Source organism: Alicyclobacillus macrosporangiidus CPP55, assembly GCF_000702485.1.
GTDB classification, from domain to species: domain Bacteria; phylum Bacillota; class Bacilli; order Alicyclobacillales; family Alicyclobacillaceae; genus Alicyclobacillus_H; species Alicyclobacillus_H macrosporangiidus_B.
Window position 1 is genome coordinate 695,784 of record NZ_JNIL01000001.1, and the last position, 21,392, is coordinate 717,175.

Below are 21,392 nucleotides of genomic sequence, written 5' to 3' on the forward strand. Positions count from 1 at the left end.
CGTGTCTCGCGCGTCAGGACCCGTACGGCACGTTGTATGTCTGCTCGAGATGCCCGTCTTCGTAGACCTGGATCTGCCCCGGTGTGTCCGGTGTGACAATGACGCTAACGGTCCATTGCTTGTCGTCCCGGATCACCTCGTCCACCACCACCTGCCGGGCGGACTCCGCATCCGACTTGTAGATCTGCACGTGCAGAGCCTTGTGTTTCTTATCGGTCACAGTGACCTGGAACGTCTTCACCTGCTGGCCCTCCCCGGGCGGATTCCCGGCTCCGTTGGAGTTATCCGGCGGTGTATTCAACCCCCCACCGGATTCACCCGAGTTGTCGGCGACATACAGCGTGATGGTCGATCCCGCCGGCACCTGCGCGCCCGCCTGGTACGGCACGATCTTGAACACCTGGCCATCCGGTACCGGGTACTGCATCCGGGTGACCTGGTAGTTGAGATTGGCGGCCGCCAAGGCCTTCTTCGCGTCGTCCAAAGACATGCCGACCACGTTCGGAACTGTGGTCATCGCCCCGTCGCTCACCTGCAGGACCACCTTGGCGTCCAGGCCGACCATCGTCCCTTTCGGCGGATTGGTCGACACGACCAATCCCGCCCCCACCTGGCTGTTCTGCACCGTCTGCTTCGTGATGTTGTCCGGAGACAAGCCGAGGTTTTTCAACTGCTGGATGGCTTCGTCCACCGGAACACCGGTGAGATCCGGCATCTGCACCTGCTGCGGGCCTTTGCTCACCCACAGGGTGACGGCGCGTCCGGGTTTCACCTCGCTGTTGCCAGGCGGATCCTGGTCGTACACGGTGCCCGCCGGGCTGTTGTTGACGCCCTGCTGTTCGTCGATTTGATTGAAGCCGGCTTGGTGGAGAATGCTCTCCGCCTGCGCCACCGTCTTTCCGCGCACATCGGGCATCTTGACATTCGGGACCTGGATGAGGTCCATGACGATGTAGTAGGCCGCCACCGCCCCGATGCAGACCACCACCAGGGCGACGCCCGACCAAAGCAGCGCCCTCCACCAGTGGCGGCGCCTTTTCCCGGTGTCGGCAGCTTCAGGGTCCATCCCTTCCGCCGCCATCCGGCCCTGGCCCACCAGGGGCACCGCGATGGTCGCTTCGGTGGCGTCATCCGGGACCTGGAATTTTGGCACATTCGGATGAATCAACGCGTCCTCCAGGTCCCGCTTGACCGCGCGCATGTTCGGATACCGGTGCTCCGGCGCCTTGACCAGGCAGCGCAGGATGATGTTCTCCACGCTCTGCGGCACCGCCGGGTTGATCTCTCGCGGATCCGTGAACTTGTCGCGCAGGTGTTTGAGCGCCACGCTGACCGGGGAATCCCCGGAAAACGGCAGCTGGCGCGTCAACATCTCGTACATGACCACGCCGAGCGAGTAGATGTCGCTCTTCACGTCGGTCGCCGCACCGCGTGCTTGCTCTGGTGAAAAGTAGTGCACCGACCCCAGGACCGAGTCCCCCTGATGATGGGTGATGGTGTTGGTGGTGCTGGCGCGGGCGATGCCAAAATCGGTGACCTTCACCTGTCCCGTCTTCGTCAACAGGATGTTGTGCGGCTTGATGTCACGATGGATGATGCCGTGGTCGTGGGCGTGCTCCAGGGCATCGCAGATCTGCATCGTGATGTCGAGGGCTTCTTTCACCGGCAGAGGTCCGCGATCGCGAATGACTTCCTTCAGCGTCGGCCCGTCGACATACTCCATGACGATGTAGTGCTGTCCATCTTCGGTGATGCCCATGTCGTACAGGTTGACGATGTTCGGATGCGACAGACTGGCCGCCGACTGTGCCTCCCGCCGGAAGCGGCGCACGAACTCCTCGTCGCCGGCGAATTGGGTCCGCAGCATCTTGACCGCCACCTGGCGGCCTAGCCAGGTGTCGATCGCGCGGTATACCACGGCCATACCGCCGCCGCCGATCTCCTCCTGCAGGTCGTACCGTCCGCCGAGCAAGCGGCTCACGCTGTCTCACGCTCCTCTCGGCGAACCAACAGCGCCACCGTGACGTTGTCCGACCCCCCGCGCGCCAGAGCCAGCCCGATCAGCTCCTCCGCGGCCTGTTCCACATCCGCCTGCACCTTTGCATCCTGCAACGGCTGCAGCCGCTCCTTCAGCTCCGATGGCTGCACGAGGTTGGACAGTCCGTCCGTGCACAGCAGCAACACGTCTCCCTCGTCGAACGGGCGGACCGACACGTCCGGATCGGTGAATTCGGCGGTCCCGAGCGACCGCGTGACGATATGGCGCTGCGGGTGATGCTGCGCTTCCTCCTCCGTCAACTGGCCGCGCCGCACGAGCTCCGCCACCAGTGAATGGTCGTCCGTCACCTGCGCCAACTCCCCTTTGTGCAGGACATAGGCACGGCTATCCCCGACGTGTGCCAGGCACACCCTGCCGTCGTGTATCAACGCCGCCACCAGCGTCGTGCCCATCCCGACGTACTCGGCGCTGTTCCGACTCGCCTCCCAGATGCGGTGGTTCGCGGCCTGGACGGCGTCGCGCAGGACCTTCTCCGGCTCAACGCCCCACCCCGCCTGGCGGCAGGCCTCGGCGACATACTCCGAAACGGTGTCGGCGGCCAGGCGGCTCGCCACCTCGCCTGCCTGTGCGCCCCCCATCCCGTCCGCGATCACCACCAGGCAGGCCGGCGCCACATCGGTGCGCACCACAAAGCTGTCCTGGTTGTTGGGACGAACCAAACCGACGTGCGTCTTCGCTGCTAACAGCATCTGCTCCTTCACCCCTCAATTCGGCCCGCGTCCCCAAAGGCAACGCGGCCAACCCGCCTAGAGCCGCCTTCCCGCGTATTCCGCGCGCAGCTGGCCACAGGCGGCCGCGATGTCGTGACCCATCTCCCGGCGAACGGTCGCATGGACACCGAGCGACCGCAGCTCCTTCAAAAAGGCTTGAATCTGCTCCTTTGGTGTGCGCTGATAGTTTCGCTCCGGCACGTAATTGACCGGGATCAGGTTCACGTGGCTCGGGAGCCCGCGCAACAGCTCCGCCAGACGGCGGGCATCCTCCAAGGAGTCGTTCTTCCCGCCGATGAGGGCGTACTCGAACGAGATCCGCTTTCCCGTCTTCCTATGATAATAATGGCAAGCTTCCATCAGCTTCGCAATCGGATACGCTTTGTTGACCGGCATCATCGACGACCGCAAGGCATCCGTCGTTGCGTGCAAGGAGACGGCGAGGGTGATGGGGCGTCCTTCGTCCGCAAGGCGGATGATGCCCGGCACCAGCCCGACCGTCGAGATGGTGATGTGACGCTGGCCGATGTTCAACCCGTCCGGATGGTTGATGATGTCGATGAACTTCATCGCCGCGTCGTAGTTGTCCATCGGCTCGCCCGAGCCCATCAGGACGACGGACGAGACGCGCTCGCCCTCCTCGTCCAGCAGCCGCTGGCTGTACATCAGCTGTTCGACCATCTCGCCCGCAGTCATCTGGCGGAGCATCCCGCCCAGGGTCGAAGCGCAGAACGAGCAGCCCATCTTACAGCCGACCTGGGTGGACACGCAGACGCTGTTGCCGTAATCGTGGCGCATCAAGACCGTCTCCACCGTCACCCCGTCCGGCCAGCCGAGCAAAAATTTTACCGTTCCGTCGATCCGCGACACTTGCCGGGTCAGCTCTCGCGAGGTCTGGATGGCGCTCTCCTCGGCCAACCGATCCCGCATGGCCTTGGGCAGGTTGGTCATCTGATGGACGGAGGTCGCGCGGCGCTGATACAGCCACTGAAAGACCTGTTTCGCCCGATACCGCGGCTGACCGAGCTCTTCAAACCACGCCTCCATCTCATCCATGCGCATGTCGTACAGATGCCGCACGCTTCATCCCCCTCACTCCGTCCTGCGCAGACGGGCCATGAAAAATCCGTCGGTACCAAACCACTCCGGCGTGACCCACGCCCCGGCGGCCTCCGGAGACACCCGTGCCGCCACCGCCGCGGGCAAATCTGGCCGGACGTCGTCGACCGCCAGCCGCCCTCCGGCGTCCGATACCGCTGCGGCGACCAGCTCGTCATTCTCTTGCCGGGTGAGCGTACACGTCGCATAGACGATCACGCCGCCCGGCCGCACCAACGCCGCCGCGGCGTCGAGCAGCTCCCGCTGCAGATGCGCCAGCGCCGCAGTGTCCTCCGGCCGCCTCCGCCACCGGATATCCGGCCGCCGGCGGAGCACGCCGAGGCCGCTGCAGGGCGCATCGAGCAACACCGCGTCGAACCGGCCCAATAGCTCAGGCCGCTCGGGCAACGCCCGCGCGTCCGACAGGATGACCTCCACCCGGCCGTCGAGGCCGAGCCGCCGGGCCGATTCCTGCAGCAGGCGGAGCTTGTGCGCGTGGATGTCGCACGCGGTCACTCGTCCGCCATCGGGCAGGTGCTCCGCGATCTGCGTCGCCTTCGTCCCCAGCCCCGCGCACAAGTCGAGCACCGACGCGCAGCGAGCGGGTTTGAGCAGCGGCGCGATCAACATGGACGCCTCGTCCTGGACAGAGACCACGCCCTGCCGGTACAGCGGCCAAGCCTCCACGTCCACGCCACGCCCCAGCCGGATCCCCCATTCAGACACCTGCGAGGGCGAGGCCGGGATGCCCGCCTCCCGCAGCGCCTGAAGCACCTCGTCCCTGGTGGCCCGCCGCGGGTTCACGCGCAAGGACAGGAGCGGCGGGTCATTGCAGGCGGCGAGCACCGCCTCTGCGCGCTCCCTGCCCAAGGACGCGGCCAAGGCATCCGCGATCCAGGACGGATACGAGTGCCGGATCCCCACCGCGTCAGCCCAAGCGGACGCCGCTTGGGCCGCTTCCTCCAGGCGCTGGGCGACTGGCCGTGGATCGCGGGTGAAAGCCCGCAACACACCGTTGACGAACCCCGCGGCGCGTGGCACCATGCGCTTGCACAGATCGACGGCGTCGTTGAGGGCAGCGTACGCCGGCACCCGCGTGAGGTACGCCAGCTGATACACCGTCATCCTCAATATCGTCAACACGCGGCGGTCCAAATCATCGAGAGGACGGGCGCAGTACGGCGCCAACAGCGCGTCCAAGGACCGCCGCCGCTGCACCGTGCCGTAGACCAACTCCGTGCACAATGCCTTGTCCCGCTCCTCGAGCAAAGCTTTCCGGAAGGCCTGCTGCAAGGCAAGGTTCGCGTACTTCCCGTCCGTCTCGATGTCGAGCAGGACCCGCAATGCCACCGAGCGCGCCCGCGCCGTCATCCGTCCGACCGCCCGTCCGGCAGCGGCTCCGCCACGTCCATGCGCACCTCATCTCGTCGCAACCCCCGCCACCAATCCGCAGCCGGCATGCGCCGCCGGCCCGCCGGCTGCACCTCGTCCATCCGGAGCCAGCCGTCTGCGCAGCGAACCGCGACTCCAACATCAGGGAACATGCGCACAACCCCCGGCTCCGCCGGGACTTCGACGGCCGTGGCGGGCGCCGTGCGCCAGACCTTCAACGCGCCGCCATCCACTTGCGCCGAAGCGCCGGGCCAGGGCCGCAGGCCACGGACCTGATTGTGGACCTCCCGCACCGGACGTTGCCAATCGATCCACTCGTCCGCCCGCGTGATGCGATCCGCGTACGTCACGCCGTCCTCGGGTTGCGGCTGGGGGATAACCCGCCCCGCCACGTAGTCCGGCAGCAACTCCAACACCAGCGCCGCCCCCAGTGCCGCCAGCTTGTCGTGCAGGGTGCCCGCGTCGTCGTCCGGATCGATCGGGATCTCCCGCGCGCCGACAATCGGCCCGGCATCCAGAGCAGCGACCATCTCCATCAACGTGACGCCGGTCCGCTCATCCCCGGCGAGGATGGCCCGGTGGATGGGCGCCGCGCCACGCCAACGCGGCAACAGCGACGCGTGCACGTTCAAGCAGCCCCGCCGTGGGATGTCGAGCAGTCGCTGCGGCAAGATCTGCCCGTAGGCGGCGGTGACGCAGACGTCCGGCTCGAGGCGGGCGATGGCCTCAAGGGCCTCCGGCGCCCGCACCCGCTCGGGCTGCCACACCGGCAGCCCGAGTTCCTGTGCCGCCCGTTTCACAGGCGGCGGCGTCAGCGTCTGCCTGCGCCCCGCCGGCCGGTCCGGCTGCGTCACCACCCCCGCCACCTCGGCCCACGGAGCGCCCGCCAGGGCGCGCAGAACGGGAACCGCAAAATCCGGTGTACCGAAGAACACGATCCGCACCCGGCCGTTCATCGGGCGTCCTTGCCCTCCATCTCGTACACGATGTCCTCAGGGCGAACGTGATCGATGAACAGGATGCCGTCCAGGTGGTCAATTTCGTGTTGCAGCGCGCGCGCGAGCAGGTCCGTCCCCTCGATCTCGAACGGCTCTCCGTGTCGGTTCAACGCGCGCACCTTCACGCGCGCCGCCCGCGTGACCTCCGCCCGCATGCCCGGAAGGGACAGGCACCCTTCGAACGCCCGCTGGCTGCCGCTGCGATCCAGGATCACCGGATTGACGAGTTCAATCAGGCCCTGGCCGACGTCGATCACCACCAACCGCTTGAGAATCCCAATCTGAACGGCGGCCAAGCCCACCCCGTCCGCGTGATACATGGTCTCAGCCATGTCATCGAGCAGTTTTTGAATCGCCTTCGTGACCTCCGGCACAGGTTTCGACACCTGGCGCAGCACCGGATCGTTCCCGGTGCGGATAATCCGGATGGACACCGTGATCCCTCCTCGCTTCGCAGGCCGATACGGTCCCCACAGGGGACCGGGCCCTTCGCCGCGGCGCTATCCGATGCGTCCCGCGTTGACATCAAGGACGCAGGTTCCGCCTGCGGCGTGCATCTTTTCGTCGACCGTACGGAACGCGGCCATGACCCCTTCGCGTACACGTACCCAATGTGAATACTTTACCACAACCTGATATCGGTATTTGTCTTCCACCCGGCCGATGCCCGCAGCCACCGCCGGCAGCACCGTCACCCCGTCTTCCCCAAGACGCCGGCGCAGCTCCCGTTCGAACCGCTGGGCGGCAGACCGGGCCAGGCGCTCCTCTGGGTGAATGGCCCAAAACACGGCGATCTCGCAGAACGGCGGATAGGAAAACGCCTCTCGAAGGGCACGCTCCCGCCGATAGAAGGCGGCGTAATCGTGGTGCGCGGCGGCCTGGATGGCGTAGTGCTCCGGGCGGTAGGTCTGCACGACCGTCTTCCCATCCGCCTCGGCCCGCCCAGCCCGGCCCGCCACCTGCGTCAACAGATTGAACGTGCGCTCGGCCGCCCGGTAATCGGGCACGGCCAACATGGTATCGGCCGATACGACGCCGACGAACGACACGTTCGGGAAGTCCAGGCCCTTCGCGATCATCTGCGTGCCGACCAGCACGTCCGCCTCTCCATCCGCAAAGCGGGAGATCGCCTCCTGGTGCGCCCCCTTGCGGCGGGTGGTGTCCACGTCCATGCGCAGCACCCGCCAGGCGGGCCACTGCTCCCGCAGGGCTTGCTCCACCTGCTGCGTCCCGACCCCGTAGGGGCGAAGGGCCGGTTCGCCGCACTGCGGACACACGTCCGGGACGGGCGCCGTCTCTCCGCAGTAGTGGCACTGGAGCCAATCCCCACCCCGCCCCCGATGCAGGGTCATGGAAATGTCGCAGTGCGTGCAGTCGATGGTCTCCCCGCAGCTGCGGCAGAGCAGAAACGCGGCGTACCCGCGCCGGTTGATGAAGAGGATGGCCTGGCGGCCCGCCCCCACCGCCTCCTCCAAGCCTTGGCGAAGGGCCCGGCTGAACAGAGATCGGTTGCCGGCCCGCAGCTCTTCCCGCATGTCGACCACGGTGACGGGCGGCAACGGTTTTCCGTTCGCCCGCTGCGGCATGGGGATGACCTCCGCCCGCCCGCACTCCACCTCGTGCATCGCCTGCAGCGACGGCGTCGCCGACCCGAGGACCAGCGTGCCACCGCACCGCTCCATGCGCCAGCGGGCCACCTCGCGCGCGTCGTATCGCGGGCTCTCCTCCTGTTTATACGACGGTTCATGTTCTTCGTCGACGATGATGAGCCGCAGGTTTTCGACCGGCGCGAAGACCGCCGATCGCGCGCCGACCACGATGCGCGCCGCCCCCCGGCGCACGCGCATCCACTCGTCCCGCTTCTCGCCCTGTGACAGGCCCGAGTGCAGCACGGCCACCTGCGGCCCGAACCGTCCGACGAACCGCTGGACCATCTGGGGCGTCAGCGCGATCTCCGGCACGAGGACGAGCGCGCCGCCCCCCGCCGCCAGGCAGGCCTCCATCACCTGAAGATACACTTCGGTCTTCCCGCTCCCGGTCACGCCGTGCAGGACATGCACAGAGAAGCGCTCCTCCGCGATCCGGGCCGACAACCGCCGGATGGCCTCCGCCTGCCAGCGCGTGAGGCTCGCGGGCCGTTCGTCGCGCCCGGCCGCCATGTCCGGGACGCGCGGTGCCTCCCGGGCCTCCAATCGGACCATTCCCTGCTCCTGCAGCGCCCGGACGGGTTCATCGGACGGGCGCAAAGACAGGGCCGTCAGCGGCACCCCGCCGGGCGGACAGCCCGCCTCCTCCCAGGCCGCCGCCAACGCGTCCAGGATCCGCGCCTGGCGCGGTGCGCGGCGCGACCGTTCCGATGCGGCCGCCCGCAGCATCGCCAGGGAACCGGTGGGCACGGCGAACCAGGCCTGCCGGGCACCCACCTGGTCACGCCCGGCCGCCACTTCCTCGATCCAGCCCAGGGCGAGGAGACGCTCGAGCGCGATCGCCGCGTCCGGGCCATGGCGACCCATCACCTGGCGGTACGACAGCGGTTCCCGCCGCAGTGCCTGCCACAACGGCTGCAGTTCGGCCGGCGGCAGCCGCCGGGAATCCGGGCGGACCCGGTACTTTCGCTGGGGTTGCAGTCGGAATGCCGCCGGTACCACAGCCTGCAGGCACGACTGGGTGCTGGCCCCGTACCGCTCCCCCAGCCACGTCACCAGATCCATCAACTCATCCGTCAACAGCGGCGTGTCGTCCATGACAGCCAGAAGAGGTTTCAATCGGCTCGCGGTAGGCTCGTCCACGTCCGCCACCGACCAGACGTACGCCTGGCACAAGCGCCGGCCGAGGGTCACATACACGCGCTGGCCGGGAGCGACGCGGCCTTCCCACTCGGGAGGAACCTGGTAGTCGAACCGGCGATCGAGGGCACGCGCCGGGATCTCCACCACGACGCTCGCAACCTGCACCGCCGCTTCACTCCCCCCGCCGCGCGCGCAACAGCTCCGCCACGCGATCGAGGAGGCGCTCCGCCACGTCTCGCTTGGACATCAACGGCAGGGCCTCCTCTCCCCCCTGGGCGTCGAGTAAGACGACCCGGTTGGTATCCACAGCAAAACCAGCCCCCGGTTCCGTGACGTCGTTGACGACGACCAGATCCAACCGCTTTCTCGTCAGCTTGTCCCGGCCGTATGCCACCGCATCGTGCGTCTCCGCCGCAAAGCCGACAAACACCTGCCCGCTCCTCCGGCGCGCGGCTGCGGCAGCCAGGACGTCGGGCGTGGGTTCCAACTCCAGCACCGGCGTCCCGTCGGTCTTCTTCCACTTCTGCGCCAGCCGGCGCACCGGGCGAAAGTCGGCCGGAGCCGCCGCACTGATGAAGACGTCCGCTTGGTCGATCACCCGCAGCACCGCATCCAACAGGTCCTGGGTCGACCGGATGGTCTCCACCCGCGCACCCGCCACCGGCGGCAGCGACACCGGGCCGGAGATGAGGTGCACGTCGGCCCCCCGCGCCACGGCCGCCTCCGCGATGGCATATCCCATCTTGCCCGACGACGCGTTGCTCAGGTACCGCACCGGGTCGATCTCCTCGATGGTCGGCCCCGCGGTCACCACGATGCGCTTCCCCGCAAGGTCCTGCCGCCGGCGGAGGATGCGCTCCACCACCTCCAGGATCTCCTCTGGCTCCGCGAGCCGGCCTTTCCCGGTGTACCCGCACGCCAACAGACCGCTGCCCGGTTCGACCACCACCGCGCCGCGCGCCTTCAACACCTCCAGGTTCTGCTGCACCGCTGGGTGATCCCACATATGCACGTTCATCGCCGGCGCGACGACCAGGGGGGCGGTGCACGCCAGAGCGGTGGTGGTCACCATGTCGTCCGCGAGCCCGTGGGCCAGTTTGGCGATGAGATTGGCCGTCGCGGGGGCAATGACGAACACGTCCGCTTCGTCCGCCAGCGCGATGTGCGCGATCTCGGACGGATTGGGCTCCGCGAACGTGTCCACGACCACCGAGCGATGGCTCAACGCCTGAAACGTCAACGGCTGCACAAACCGAGTGGCGTTCTCCGTCATCAACACCTGGACGTCGTATCCGCGCTTGACCATCAGACTGCACAAGGCGGCGGACTTGTACGCTGCGATCCCGCCGCTGACGCCCAGCAGCACGTTTGCCGGCACGGTGCTCCCCTCCCCTTTCAGAAAAAACTTCCCGCATCGCCATCACGGATGCGGGAAGCTGTCGACCGCGGAAGCCCCGTCCACGCGAGGCCATCCGCCCGATGCCGTTGACCGGCCGCCGGACGGCCGCCATCGCCCGCCCCCCGGCCGACCGATGTCACTTCAGCCCTTCCTTGGTCCGGTAGAACCGCACCTTGCCTTCGGCGATCTCCCACAGGGCACGGCTCACATTCTTCGTCGTGCTCGATCCCGGTTGATGCATCGTCCGCTCTTGCAGTTGGCGTGCCCGTTTCGACGTCGCCACCACCAGGCTGTACTTGCTGTCCGTCAGACTCATCAGGTGATCGATGGATGGATACAGCACAGGCATCCCTCCTTGTTGTAACGCTTCCCAGACTGCCCGCGGCGGGTTTTCACCCCGAGGCCGAGGCGCGTCGCGCGGAGCGGTTCGCTTCAGCGCAGAAGCGAAGCGCGGCGCGCCTCGGACTACCATTCGGATAACAGATGCAGATTGCGCGACACGCTGCAGTGCTCGGCCGTCATGATGGCGCGGATGCGCGCGCAGGCCGCCTCGACGACGTCGTTGACGACCACATAATTATATTCCTTCATCATCTGCAGCTCGTGGCGGGCGGCCCCGAACCGCTGGCGGAACGAGTCTTCCGTCTCCGTCCCGCGCCCCAGGATGCGCGCCTCGAGTTCCGTGGCCGACGGGGGAATGAGAAAGATGAACACCCCCTGCGGATAGGCGCGCTTCACCTGCATGGCTCCCTGGATGTCGATCTCCAACAGCACGTCGTGCCCCGCCGCCAGATTCTCTTCGACGTAGGCGCGCGGCGTTCCGTAGTAATTATCGAACACCCTGGCCCACTCGAGCAACTCCCCGTTCTCGATCATCGCCTCGAACTCCGCCTTGGTGTGGAAGAAATAGTTCACCCCGTGCTGTTCTCCGGGCCGCGGCGGGCGCGTCGTCACCGACACGGACAGGCGCATGTCTGGCAGTGTCTCCATCAGGGCCTTGCACACCGTCCCTTTGCCGGCCCCGGACGGGCCGCTGAGGACAAACAGAATCCCGGAGCCCCGGGCATGAGCCATGAGCCATCATTCCTCGTCGTCTAGAATTTGGTCTTTGGCCGTCAACCGGTGAGCCACCGTCTCCGGCTGCACGGCAGACAGGATGACGTGGTCACTGTCCATGATGATCACCGCCCGCGTCCGGCGGCCGTACGTCGCGTCAATGAGCATGCCCCGGTCCCGGGCCTCCTGGATGATCCGCTTGATGGGTGCGGACTCCGGGCTGACGATGGAGATGATCCGGTTGGCGGACACGATGTTGCCAAACCCGATGTTGATCAGCTTGATACTCACACGCAGCGCCTCCTCCAGGCGGCCCAAGCCGCCTCACTCAATGTTTTGGGCCTGTTCGCGGAGCTGCTCCACCAGCGCCTTGGCCTCCAGAACGGCTTTGGCGATCTGCAGATCCGTCGACTTCGATCCGATGGTGTTCACCTCTCGGTGCATCTCCTGGACGATGAAGTCCAGCCTCCGGCCCACCGGGCTGCCCTCGCGGACCGATTTGCGAAATTCGGCGATGTGGCTCTCCAGGCGCACGAGTTCTTCGTCGATGCAAGCCCGGTCGGCGAGGATGGCGGCTTCGGACAAGAGCCGCTGCTCGTCCGCCCCCGGCACCACCGCCTTCAACCGATCCCGCAGCCGCCTCAACGCCGCCTCCGCAGCGGCGGGGGCGAGTCTGGCCATCTCCTCCGTCAACCGAGCCAAATCGTCCAGTTTCGCAAGCATGTCGGCCGCCATCCGGCTGCCTTCGCGCAGGCGCATGTCGACCAGCCGGTCACACGCCAAGGTCACAGCGGCCAGGACATCCCGCCGTAGGGCATCGGGATCGAACGTGCGGGTCTCGACCGTCACCACGCCGGGATAGGTCATCCAATGAGCCACCGAGACCAACGCGGGCCTGTCCACCCCCTGCCGTCTCAGGGCGGCGCGCTCCGCCTCGCACAGGGCGTCGAGCAGATCCCAGTTGACCGACACCTGGGCCGGCAGGGGCCGCAGCGGTTCGACAGAGACGAATCCATCCACTCGCCCTCGCCCGATTCGCTTCGCCGCCAGCGCCCGCACTTCCTCTTCCAGGGCGAACAGATCCCGCCCAATTTTGATTTGAAATTCGGCGAAGCGGTGGTTCACCGACCGAATCTCGACCTTCACCCGGACCTCGGTTCCCTCGACCACCGCCTGCCCGAATCCGGTCATGCTGCGCAGTGCCATCGGGCCAGCCCTCCAAACGTGACTATATTCTACTGAAATCCGCGGGTTGGCACAACTTTTCCCGCCCAATCGCGGCGATCCGCCGGAAAGCGCCAAAAGACGGGGCCGGTACATCACCGGTCCCGCCATAAGAGCTGGACTGCCGCGCTTCAGCGCCCAAGCGCGACCTTGGTCTTGAGTGCCTTGCGGCCCGCCCGGCGCAGGGACAGCGCCAGCGTCGGCACGGCTGCCGCCAGGATCACGATCCCCCACTCCGTCGGCGACAGCTGCTCGGTCCCGAAGACCTGGGCCAGGACCGGCACGTACAGCGTCATCAGGAACAGGCCCAACGAACACAACACCGCCAACACCAGCCAGGTGTTCTCGAACAGGTTGCGCTTCCAGATGCCGCCCTCCACGCTGCGGCAGTCGAATACGAGGATGAACTGGCTCATCGTCAGCGTCGCGTAGGCCATGGTCTGCGCCTTGGCCAGGTTGTCCGGGTGGGTCTGCAGCGCCCACACGAACACCGCCAGCGTCACCGCGCCGATGAGGATCCCGCGGCTCAAGATCTTGACCGACAGCCCGCGCGCGAAGATGCCCTCGTTGACATCCCGGGGTGGCCGGGACATGATGTCTTTTTCCGCCGGATCGACGCCGAGGGCGATGGCGGGGAGGCCGTCCGTCACCAGGTTGACCCACAAGATCTGGATGGGCACGAGGGGCAGCGGCAGCCCGGCGAGCATCGCCACGAACATCGTGACAATTTCACCCACGTTGCTGGCCAACACGTAACGGATGAACTTCTTGATGTTGTCGTAGATGCCGCGCCCCTCCTCGACTGCAGCGACGATGGTGGCGAAGTTGTCGTCCGCCAAGACCAGCGCGGAGGCCTCCTTGGCCACGTCGGTGCCGGTCAAGCCCATGGCGATGCCGATGTCCGCCTGCTTGATGGCCGGCGCGTCGTTGACGCCGTCCCCTGTCATCGCGACGATGTGCCCGCGCGTCTGCAGGGCCTTCACGATGCGCAGTTTGTGCTCCGGCGACACGCGCGCGTACACATAGATGTCGTTGGCCCGGCGCGCCAGTTCCTCGTCCGTCATCTCGTCGAGCTCGGCGCCCGTGACGACCACGCCGTCCTTTGGCAGAATGTCCAGTTGGCGGGCGATGGTGGTCGCGGTCTCCTGGTGATCGCCCGTGATCATGACCGTGCGGATGCCCGCCTGGTGGCACTTGCGGATGGCTTCGAACACCTCTTCCCGCGGCGGGTCCATCATGCCGCACAGGCCGACGAAGACCAGGTCGGATTCCGGATTGCGCTCCGCTTTGGCGGCTTCGACACTCCGGAAGCGGCGGTACCCGAGCGCCAGGTTGCGCAAGGCGGCCTTGGCCATGTGCTCGTTGGCCGCGGCGATCTGGCGCTTGACGCCCGACGAAATGGGCTCCTCCTTGCCGCCCGTGAGGATGTACTTGGAGCGCTCCAACAGGACGTCCGGCGCTCCCTTGGTGAAGAGGAACACCTCGTCTCCCCGGCGCACCAGCACCGACATCAGCTTGCGGTCCGAATCGAACGGGATCTCGTCGATCCGCTCGTACACCGCATCCGGGTCGTCGAAGCCGGCCTTTTTCGCCATGACGAGCAAGGCGCCTTCCGTGGGGTCGCCGTTGCATTCCCACGCCTCGCCCTCATCCGTGGTCACTTGCTTCATCACCGCGTTGTTGCAGGTGGCCGCGATCTCGTTGAGCCACCGGAGCGCCGGCCGGCGCATCGGTTGGATGGGCCGGTCCTCGTAGACGAACTCGCCGATGGGGTTGTACCCGGAGCCGGTGATGCGGAACCACTCCCCGTCTGCCCACACCCGCTGTACCGTCATGCGGTTCTGGGTCAGTGTTCCGGTCTTGTCGGAACACACCACCGTGGCGCATCCGAGGGTCTCCACGGACGGGAGCTTGCGGACGATGGCATGGCGTTTGATCATCCGCTGGACCCCGAGCGCCAGCGCGATCGTCACAATCGCAGGCAATCCTTCGGGGATGGCCGCGACGGCGAGGCTGACGCCGGCGAGGAACATCTTGTACAAGTTCTGTCCGTGCAGGATGCCGGTGACGACCACCAGCACGGTGATGCCGACGGCGAGCCACACCAGGACCTTGCCCAAATCGTCGAGGCGCTTCTGCAGCGGCGTCAGCACCTCCTCCGACTGCTGCATCAGACCGGCGATCTTGCCCATCTCCGTCTGCATGCCGGTCTCGGTGACCAACACCTCCGCCTTGCCGCGGGAGACAAGGGTCCCCATGTACACCATGTTGATCCGGTCGCCCAGCGGCGAGACCGGATCGACAAAGGCGTTCGCTTGTTTGCTGACGGGCACCGACTCCCCGGTCAGGGACGCCTCCACCACGTCCAGCCCAGAGGCGGTCAGGATGCGCCCGTCCGCGGGGACGCGGTCCCCGCCCTCCAACAGGATGATATCTCCTGGCACCAGGTCCTTGGCCGGCACGGTGATCACCTGGCCCGCCCGCCGGACCCTGGCGGTCGGGGCCGTGAGTTCTTTCAGGGCAGCCAACGACCGCTCCGCCTTGACTTCCTGGACGAACCCGAGCACCCCGTTGAGGACGATGATGGCGATGATGGTGATGGCATCGGTGTACTCGCCGAGCAGGCCGGAGATCAGGGTCGCGGCGATGAGAACAACCGTCATGAAGTCCCGGAACTGATTGAGAAACAAGGTCAACAGCGACACCTTCGCGCCTTCCACCAGCTGGTTCGCCCCATACTTGGCGCGCCGTTCGCGGACCTGGTCCTCGTCCAAACCGCTCGGCTGGGATTCGAGGATCGCCAAGCAATCCTTGGCGGCCAGCGCGTGCCAGTTCTTCTCCAAATGGAGCCACCCCTTCAGCAATCTTGTCTCGTAATCCATATGCTTGGCCGGGCTCGCCTATGTCCAAGCTTCCAGGGCAGCAGCACATGGCGGGACAAAGTGTTCTGCAACTATGCACCCCACCCTCGCCATGGGGACGGCCTTTCGTACGGCGGCGAAGCAGGGAAGGTGCTTCTCTCCGTTTCTACTGCGTGGGCGTTTCACGCAGTGTCTTGCGCAGCACAAACGGAGTGAAACGCCCGCGCAGGACCGATGGTATACTCAGGGGAGCCATGGCTGCACGAGGAGGGATGGGACATGGACGGACTGGCGCTGGCGGTGCTGTGCGCCGACTGGAACGAACGATTCGCCCGGGCCCGGATCGAGAAGATCCACCAACCGGGCGAGCGGGAGATCGTGCTGACCCTGCGCACGCGAACCGGCGTTCACCGGGTGCTCCTGTCGGCCCACCGGGCTTTGGCTCGCGTCCACGAGCTCGTCCACGCCCGGCCGGCCAACCCGGAAGAGCCGCCGATGTTCTGTATGATGCTGCGCAAACGGCTGGAGGGCGGGCGAATCACCGCCATCCGCCAGCAGGGCTGGGACCGGGTGTTGGAGGTACACGTCGAAGCGGTCACCGAGATCGGCGATCGCGTCCTGTACGCGATCGTCTGCGAGATGATGGGCAAGCACAGCAACCTCATGTTGGTGGAAGTGGACGAAGCGGGCAGGCTCGGGCGCATCGTCGACAGCGTCGTCCACGTGGGCGCCGATCTCAGCCGCGTCCGCCAGGTGCTACCCGGCCTTCCGTATCAACCGGCGCCGCCGCTCACCCGCAAGGTGTACGACGAGGTGACCGAAGCGGACATCGCGGCACTTGACCTCGACGCCCTGGACGCCAAACGGCGATCTCGAGCCCTGGCCGGCCTCGTCGCCGGGGCCGGAACCGTCACGGCGGCCGAGGTGCTCTTTCGGGCGGGCGGCTGCGATCCCGCCGGCGTGAAGGCTGCTCTCCGTGACGTGTTCACCGCCGCCCTGGGACGGCGGGAACCCGCGACGCTCGGGCTGGACGACCTGGGGTGGCCTGTCGCCGCGGCTCCTTTCCGGCTCACCCACTGTGCAGGGCACGAGGCGGTCCCAAACCTCGACGAGGCCATGGACCGCCTGTACGCAAAGGTGCTCGAGCGCGGCCAGACTTCCCGTGTCGCCCAGGCCCTGGCGCGGGATGTCGAGAAGCAGTTGGACCGCCTGCGCGCGAAGATCGCCAATCTGGAGCAGCAGCGGACGGAGGCGCTCGATCACGACGCCCTGCGCGTGCAGGGGGAACTCTTGTTGAGCTACCCCCACCTGGTCCCCCGCGGCGCCCGAGAGGTGACATTGCCCAACTTCTACGCGGACGGTGCGCCGCTGACCATCTCGCTCGACCCTGCGCTCACGGCCATCGAGAACGCCCAGCGCTACTTCCACCAGGCGAGCCGCAAGAAGCGCGCCATCCCACGCGTCGAGGCCGAACTGACGCAGGCCCGGCAGGACCTGCGGTACCTGGAGGAGATCCTGCTGTACGTCGAAGGAGCGCGGCCGGAGGAATTGGCGGCCATCCGCCGGGAGTTGACGCAACAGGGCTTTTTGAAAGCGCGCCGCGCTCGGCCGGGCGCGGGTGGGCGCCCGCGGGACGGCGCCCCCGGACACCCGGACGCCTACGAAAGCAGCGACGGGTTGGTCATCCGGGTCGGCCGCAACCACGCGCAAAACGATCGGCTCACCCTTCGCCAGAGCCATCCCCAGGATGTGTGGCTGCACGCCAAGGACCTGCCGGGGTCCCACGTGGTCATACAGCTGAGCGGCCGGGAGCTGCCCGAGACCACCCTGCATGAAGCCGCCCTGCTCGCCGCGTATTTCAGCCGCGGCCGTGACGCGGGCACCGTGGCCGTCGATTACACCCGGATCAAACACGTGTGGAAGCCCAACGGGGCACGCCCCGGCTTCGTATTGTACGATCACCAGAAGACCCTCTACGTCCACCCCGAGCGGCACCGGATCGAGGCCATCCTCGGGCGCCGCATCGAGCGGCGGGGTTGACCCGTCAACCCCCGGGCACCTGCGGCCACGGCCAGCCGTCAAACAGGGACGTCCGCTGTGGGTCAAAGCGCCGAACCGTCTCTGCGACATCATCCGGCGACAGGCGCAGACACCAGAGATATCCCAGGGTCTCGGCCACGTCCTTACGTCCGAGATGGTGCGCGAGGAGCACGGCCAAGCGCTGGCCGTGGCCGCGCAGGCCGCCCGCGTCCCGGCGCTGTACCCACCAGGCGGCCCACCTGGCCACGTCACGCACGCTGGCGGTGGCCGCGAAGGCCTTCCACAATTCCATGTACAGCGCCAGCGCCTGAACCCGGACCTCTTGCGCGGTGAGGGCTTCGAGCGTGTCCTCCAACTCTTCCACCAACAAAAATCCCGACAAGAGAGACGTGGCGCCTGTAGGCTGCGACGAGAAGAGGGACTCACCGATGGTCGCAATCACCTCCCAGGTGCGGACGCAGAACGTCTGCCCGCGCCTGCTCTGGCGCGCCGCGCACAGACCGAGCAGATACAGCCGCCGCGCGACCCGTTCCACGTAGAACACCTGTCCCTCTACGAACAGATGGGTGAACGTCAGATGGCGGAATGCCCGGATGACCAACTCGGCTGCAGGCCAGGCCTCCGCCTCGACATACAGTTGGCCCTGTGCGTAGAGTGCGTCCAGGCCGCCGTTGAGCAGCCCGGTCTCCTTCTCCTTGGCCGCCACGCCGACCATCTCCACCCACTGTTCCACCAGATTGCGGTGGATCTCCAAGAGCCCGTCGTCCCGGTCCTGCGGCAGCGGCAACCGGGCGGCGATGCGGAGCATCACGTCCATACAGCGCATACCCGTCAGCGAGTCGTTGAAGGATGCCGCGCGCTTGGCGATGTCGCAGATCTGTTCGACATTGTCGAGAGCGGCCCGAAAGTCGCCCCGTTGGAACGCACGTCCGTACTCGCGCACAATCAGGTGAATGATTCGCTCCGGCTTGAGCAGCTGCACCACCGCGTACATGTACCCCAACAGACTGAGGAAGCAGATCATCACCAACACCAGGTCGGCGCTCATCTCCGGTCGCAGAGCGGCCGGGAGCGGTTCGTTGACCGTGTCGGTGATCTTGGTCATCAGGAAGAAGCTGTGCATGATGGTGACCAGGTAGATGAAAAACAGCGATACGTTGTACGGCAGGCGCATGAAAAAATCGAGCACCCGGTGGGTGTAGTTGCTCGCGGTCAGCTGGATGGCCACCAAGATGATGGAGATGCACAGCGCCAGGATGGTCGAGAGGGAGGACACGATGGTGTTCAGATAGTTGCGGGCCGTGTCGGTGTCTCCCGAGAACACCGCGGGCGTCCAGGCGAACACGGCCGCCACGATGGCGGCGGCCACCACCAGGTGCACCACCTGGGAGGACGCCACCCACTGCCAGCCCGCCTGAAGCCGCCTCGACGCCCGCCAATCCCCCAGCAACACCCGGATCCCTCGCTTTCCCGGTGGTTTCACACTTTCCATCCTGCCCTGTCTGATTTATGATGAAACCGAGCGACCCGTGTCCCGGGACAGCCCGGGGTCCATGGAGAGGAGCGTACCCGTCATGTCCATGAAAGTCAGCAAGCGACTGGCGGCAGGCGCCAGCATGCCCGCCGCCGACGAGAATGTACTGGCCAATACCCAGGAGGCGGTGCATGCGGCACTCACCCGCCTCGGCTACTCCGATACGGTCTATGAACTGCTAAAAGAACCCATTCGCGTGTTGACCGTGCGCATTCCGGTGCGCATGGACGACGGCCACGTCGAAGTCTTCACCGGGTTCCGCGCCCAGCACAACGACGCCATCGGCCCGACCAAAGGGGGCATTCGCTTCCATCCGAACGTCACCCTCGATGAGGTCAAGGCGCTGTCCATCTGGATGAGCATCAAATGCGGCATTTTCAACCTGCCCTACGGAGGGGCCAAGGGCGGCATCATCTGCGATCCGCGCAAGATGTCGGTGCAAGAACAGGAGCGCCTGGCGCGCGGGTATGTCCGCGCGGTCAGCCAGATCGTCGGTCCCACCAAGGACATCCCGGCGCCCGATGTGTACACCAACCCGCAGATCATGGCCTGGATGTATGACGAATACTCCCGCATCCGCGAATACGACTCCCCCGGGTTCATCACCGGGAAACCGTTGGTGCTCGGTGGTTCGCAGGGTCGGGAGAAGGCGACCGCGCTGGGTGTGTGCATCGCCATGCGCGAGGCGGCAGCCGCACGCAAGCTGCCCCTCCAAGATCTGCGTGTCCTCATCCAGGGATTCGGCAACGTCGGCAGCAACGTCGCCGCCATCCTGCACGAGATGGGCGTCAAGGTCGTGGGCATCAGCGATGCGGGCGGCGGCCTGTACGATCCGGAGGGCCTGGACATCCCCTCTTTGCTGGAACAGCGGGACTCCTTCGGCATGGTGACCACCAACTTCTCCAAGGTCATACCGAACGAGGAGTTCCTCGTTCAGCCGTGCGATGTCCTGGTTCCGGCAGCCTTGGAGAACCAGATCACCGCGGAAAACGCGAACGATATCCAGGCCTCCATCATCGTCGAGGCGGCCAACGGTCCGACGACGCCGCAAGCCGACGAAATCCTCGCCGGGCGCAACGTGCTCATCGTCCCCGACGTGTTGGCCAACGCTGGCGGCGTGACGGTGTCGTACTTCGAGTGGGTACAGAACAGCCAGGGTTGGTACTGGACCGAGGAGGAGGTCAACCAGCGCCTGGAGGCGATGATGGTGCAATCCGTGCACAACATCCTCCGGACCGCTGAGCGGTATCACGTCTCGACCCGCTTAGCCGCCTACATGGTCGGCATCAAACCGTTCGCCGAGGCGATGCGCTGGCGCGGCTGGGTCTGAACCCGTCTGTCGGGGATGCGGCGCGCGGCCGGACCATTCCGGCAGCGCGCCTTTCTGTTTGCGCAATCTCCACAAAACGTCCACAATTTCCCGTGAAAGCCCATGCAGGACATGGTAAGATGAAACTAGTGTCTTCATCGATTCCTTTCATGTTTTGCCCTGCGAGACTTGCGTGGGCAGCCAGATCAAAACTGCGAGACGTCAGAGCAGGCAAGGAGGCAGTCTTATGGAGCACAAGCAGGGTGCACCGCTGCAACCCGGCACCGAACCGCACGTGAGCCTCGACGAGCAGCGGGGCCTCACCCGGCGCCAGTTCCTGACCTACGTCCTCGGTGGCACCGGCGCTTTCATGGGGACCTTGGTGGCGGCGCCGATGATCGTCAGCGCGTTCGATCCGCTTCACCGCAGCGGCAGCGCCAACTTCTCCCGCACCACCTGGAAAGTGTCCGACTTCGATGACAAGCTGCCGAAACACGTGAAGTTCACGGAACACATCGACGACGCGTGGAACTCCCAGGACAAACCGAACGACGTCTACGTCATCAAGTATCAAAACCGCTTGATGATTATGTCGCACGTGTGCACCCACCTTGGCTGCCACGTGGACGGCTCGGAAGAAAACGGACAGTCTGTGGCGCCCAAATACGGGAATGGCCAGTACTGGTTCCGTTGTCCCTGCCACGACAGCGTGTACAACATCTACGGTGTGCCTTCCGACACCTCGCCGGCGCCGGAACCTCTGGCCCTGTACGAGTACAAGATCGACAGCGACGGCACCGTGCTGGTCGGCGGCGCGGTCAAGCGCACCAAGGAGACTTGGAACCAAGTTCCCGGCCCGACCATCGCCTGACCCTCGTTTCCTCCCGTACATAATGGCCGCCAGTGCCAGTTTGGCGCGGGCG

The 21,392-nt window shown here is 66.2% G+C and carries 17 protein-coding genes; 3 read left to right on the top strand and 14 right to left on the bottom strand.

The features are described 5' to 3' along the window. Window positions 1-13 precede the first annotated feature (13 nt). The 13 genes from pknB to N687_RS0103755 all read right to left on the bottom strand — a co-directional run bounded on the left by pknB (window position 14) and on the right by N687_RS0103755 (window position 15,568). Window positions 14-1,981 (bottom strand): Stk1 family PASTA domain-containing Ser/Thr kinase, encoded by a 1,968-nt coding sequence (gene pknB, locus N687_RS0103690; RefSeq protein WP_029420569.1) that lies wholly within the window; start codon window positions 1,979-1,981, stop codon window positions 14-16. Further along, window positions 1,978-2,748, bottom strand: coding sequence for a Stp1/IreP family PP2C-type Ser/Thr phosphatase (locus N687_RS0103695; protein WP_029420570.1), 771 nt, complete (start codon window positions 2,746-2,748; stop codon window positions 1,978-1,980). The genes pknB and N687_RS0103695 overlap by 4 nt, the downstream gene beginning before the upstream one ends. 57 nt (window positions 2,749-2,805) lie before the next feature. Next, entirely contained in the window at window positions 2,806-3,849 is a 1,044-nt protein-coding gene (rlmN, locus tag N687_RS0103700) for a 23S rRNA (adenine(2503)-C(2))-methyltransferase RlmN (RefSeq protein ID WP_035462043.1), read from the bottom strand. Window positions 3,850-3,861: 12 nt separating this feature from the next. Next, a complete protein-coding gene (gene rsmB, locus N687_RS0103705) occupies window positions 3,862-5,238 on the bottom strand; it encodes a 16S rRNA (cytosine(967)-C(5))-methyltransferase RsmB (protein WP_029420572.1) in 1,377 nt (458 codons plus the stop codon). After that, entirely contained in the window at window positions 5,235-6,215 is a 981-nt protein-coding gene (gene fmt, locus N687_RS0103710) for a methionyl-tRNA formyltransferase (RefSeq protein WP_029420573.1), read from the bottom strand. Before fmt ends, rsmB begins: the two co-directional genes overlap by 4 nt. Next, window positions 6,212-6,691 (bottom strand): peptide deformylase, encoded by a 480-nt coding sequence (def, locus tag N687_RS0103715; RefSeq protein WP_029420574.1) that lies wholly within the window; start codon window positions 6,689-6,691, stop codon window positions 6,212-6,214. The genes fmt and def overlap by 4 nt, the downstream gene beginning before the upstream one ends. Before the next feature lie 66 nt (window positions 6,692-6,757). Continuing rightward, window positions 6,758-9,211, bottom strand: coding sequence for a primosomal protein N' (gene priA, locus N687_RS0103720; protein ID WP_029420575.1), 2,454 nt, complete (start codon window positions 9,209-9,211; stop codon window positions 6,758-6,760). A 7-nt stretch (window positions 9,212-9,218) separates the two neighbouring features. Further along, the gene (gene coaBC / locus N687_RS0103725) at window positions 9,219-10,424 is read right to left on the bottom strand and encodes a bifunctional phosphopantothenoylcysteine decarboxylase/phosphopantothenate--cysteine ligase CoaBC (protein WP_029420576.1); all 1,206 of its coding nucleotides are present in this window, start codon (window positions 10,422-10,424) and stop codon (window positions 9,219-9,221) included. A 157-nt stretch (window positions 10,425-10,581) separates the two neighbouring features. Further along, a complete protein-coding gene (rpoZ, locus tag N687_RS0103735; RefSeq protein WP_029420577.1) occupies window positions 10,582-10,788 on the bottom strand; it encodes a DNA-directed RNA polymerase subunit omega in 207 nt (68 codons plus the stop codon). 122 nt (window positions 10,789-10,910) lie between these two features. After that, window positions 10,911-11,519, bottom strand: a complete 609-nt coding sequence (gene gmk, locus N687_RS0103740) for a guanylate kinase (protein WP_029420578.1) — start codon at window positions 11,517-11,519, stop codon at window positions 10,911-10,913. A 6-nt stretch (window positions 11,520-11,525) separates the two neighbouring features. Continuing rightward, on the bottom strand, window positions 11,526-11,792 hold the full coding sequence (gene remA / locus N687_RS0103745; RefSeq protein WP_029420579.1) for an extracellular matrix/biofilm regulator RemA: 267 nt from the start codon (window positions 11,790-11,792) through the stop codon (window positions 11,526-11,528). 33 nt (window positions 11,793-11,825) lie between these two features. Then, window positions 11,826-12,707 (bottom strand): YicC/YloC family endoribonuclease, encoded by an 882-nt coding sequence (locus tag N687_RS0103750; protein ID WP_029420580.1) that lies wholly within the window; start codon window positions 12,705-12,707, stop codon window positions 11,826-11,828. Window positions 12,708-12,856: 149 nt separating this feature from the next. Continuing rightward, a complete protein-coding gene (locus N687_RS0103755) occupies window positions 12,857-15,568 on the bottom strand; it encodes a calcium-translocating P-type ATPase, SERCA-type (RefSeq protein WP_029420581.1) in 2,712 nt (903 codons plus the stop codon). A 297-nt stretch (window positions 15,569-15,865) separates the two neighbouring features. Here N687_RS0103755 and N687_RS0103760 point away from each other — a divergent pair, with 297 nt between their 5' ends. Continuing rightward, window positions 15,866-17,626 (top strand): Rqc2 family fibronectin-binding protein, encoded by a 1,761-nt coding sequence (locus N687_RS0103760; RefSeq protein WP_029420582.1) that lies wholly within the window; start codon window positions 15,866-15,868, stop codon window positions 17,624-17,626. A gap of 4 nt (window positions 17,627-17,630) precedes the next feature. Here N687_RS0103760 and N687_RS0103765 read toward each other — a convergent pair whose 3' ends face one another. Then, a complete protein-coding gene (locus N687_RS0103765) occupies window positions 17,631-19,109 on the bottom strand; it encodes a DUF2254 family protein (RefSeq protein ID WP_035462044.1) in 1,479 nt (492 codons plus the stop codon). A 91-nt stretch (window positions 19,110-19,200) separates the two neighbouring features. Between N687_RS0103765 and N687_RS0103770 the strand changes: the two genes are divergently transcribed. Further along, window positions 19,201-20,490, top strand: a complete 1,290-nt coding sequence (locus N687_RS0103770) for a Glu/Leu/Phe/Val family dehydrogenase (RefSeq protein ID WP_051662915.1) — start codon at window positions 19,201-19,203, stop codon at window positions 20,488-20,490. A 226-nt stretch (window positions 20,491-20,716) separates the two neighbouring features. Continuing rightward, window positions 20,717-21,340 (top strand): ubiquinol-cytochrome c reductase iron-sulfur subunit, encoded by a 624-nt coding sequence (locus N687_RS0103775; protein ID WP_051662916.1) that lies wholly within the window; start codon window positions 20,717-20,719, stop codon window positions 21,338-21,340. Window positions 21,341-21,392: the final 52 nt, after the last annotated feature.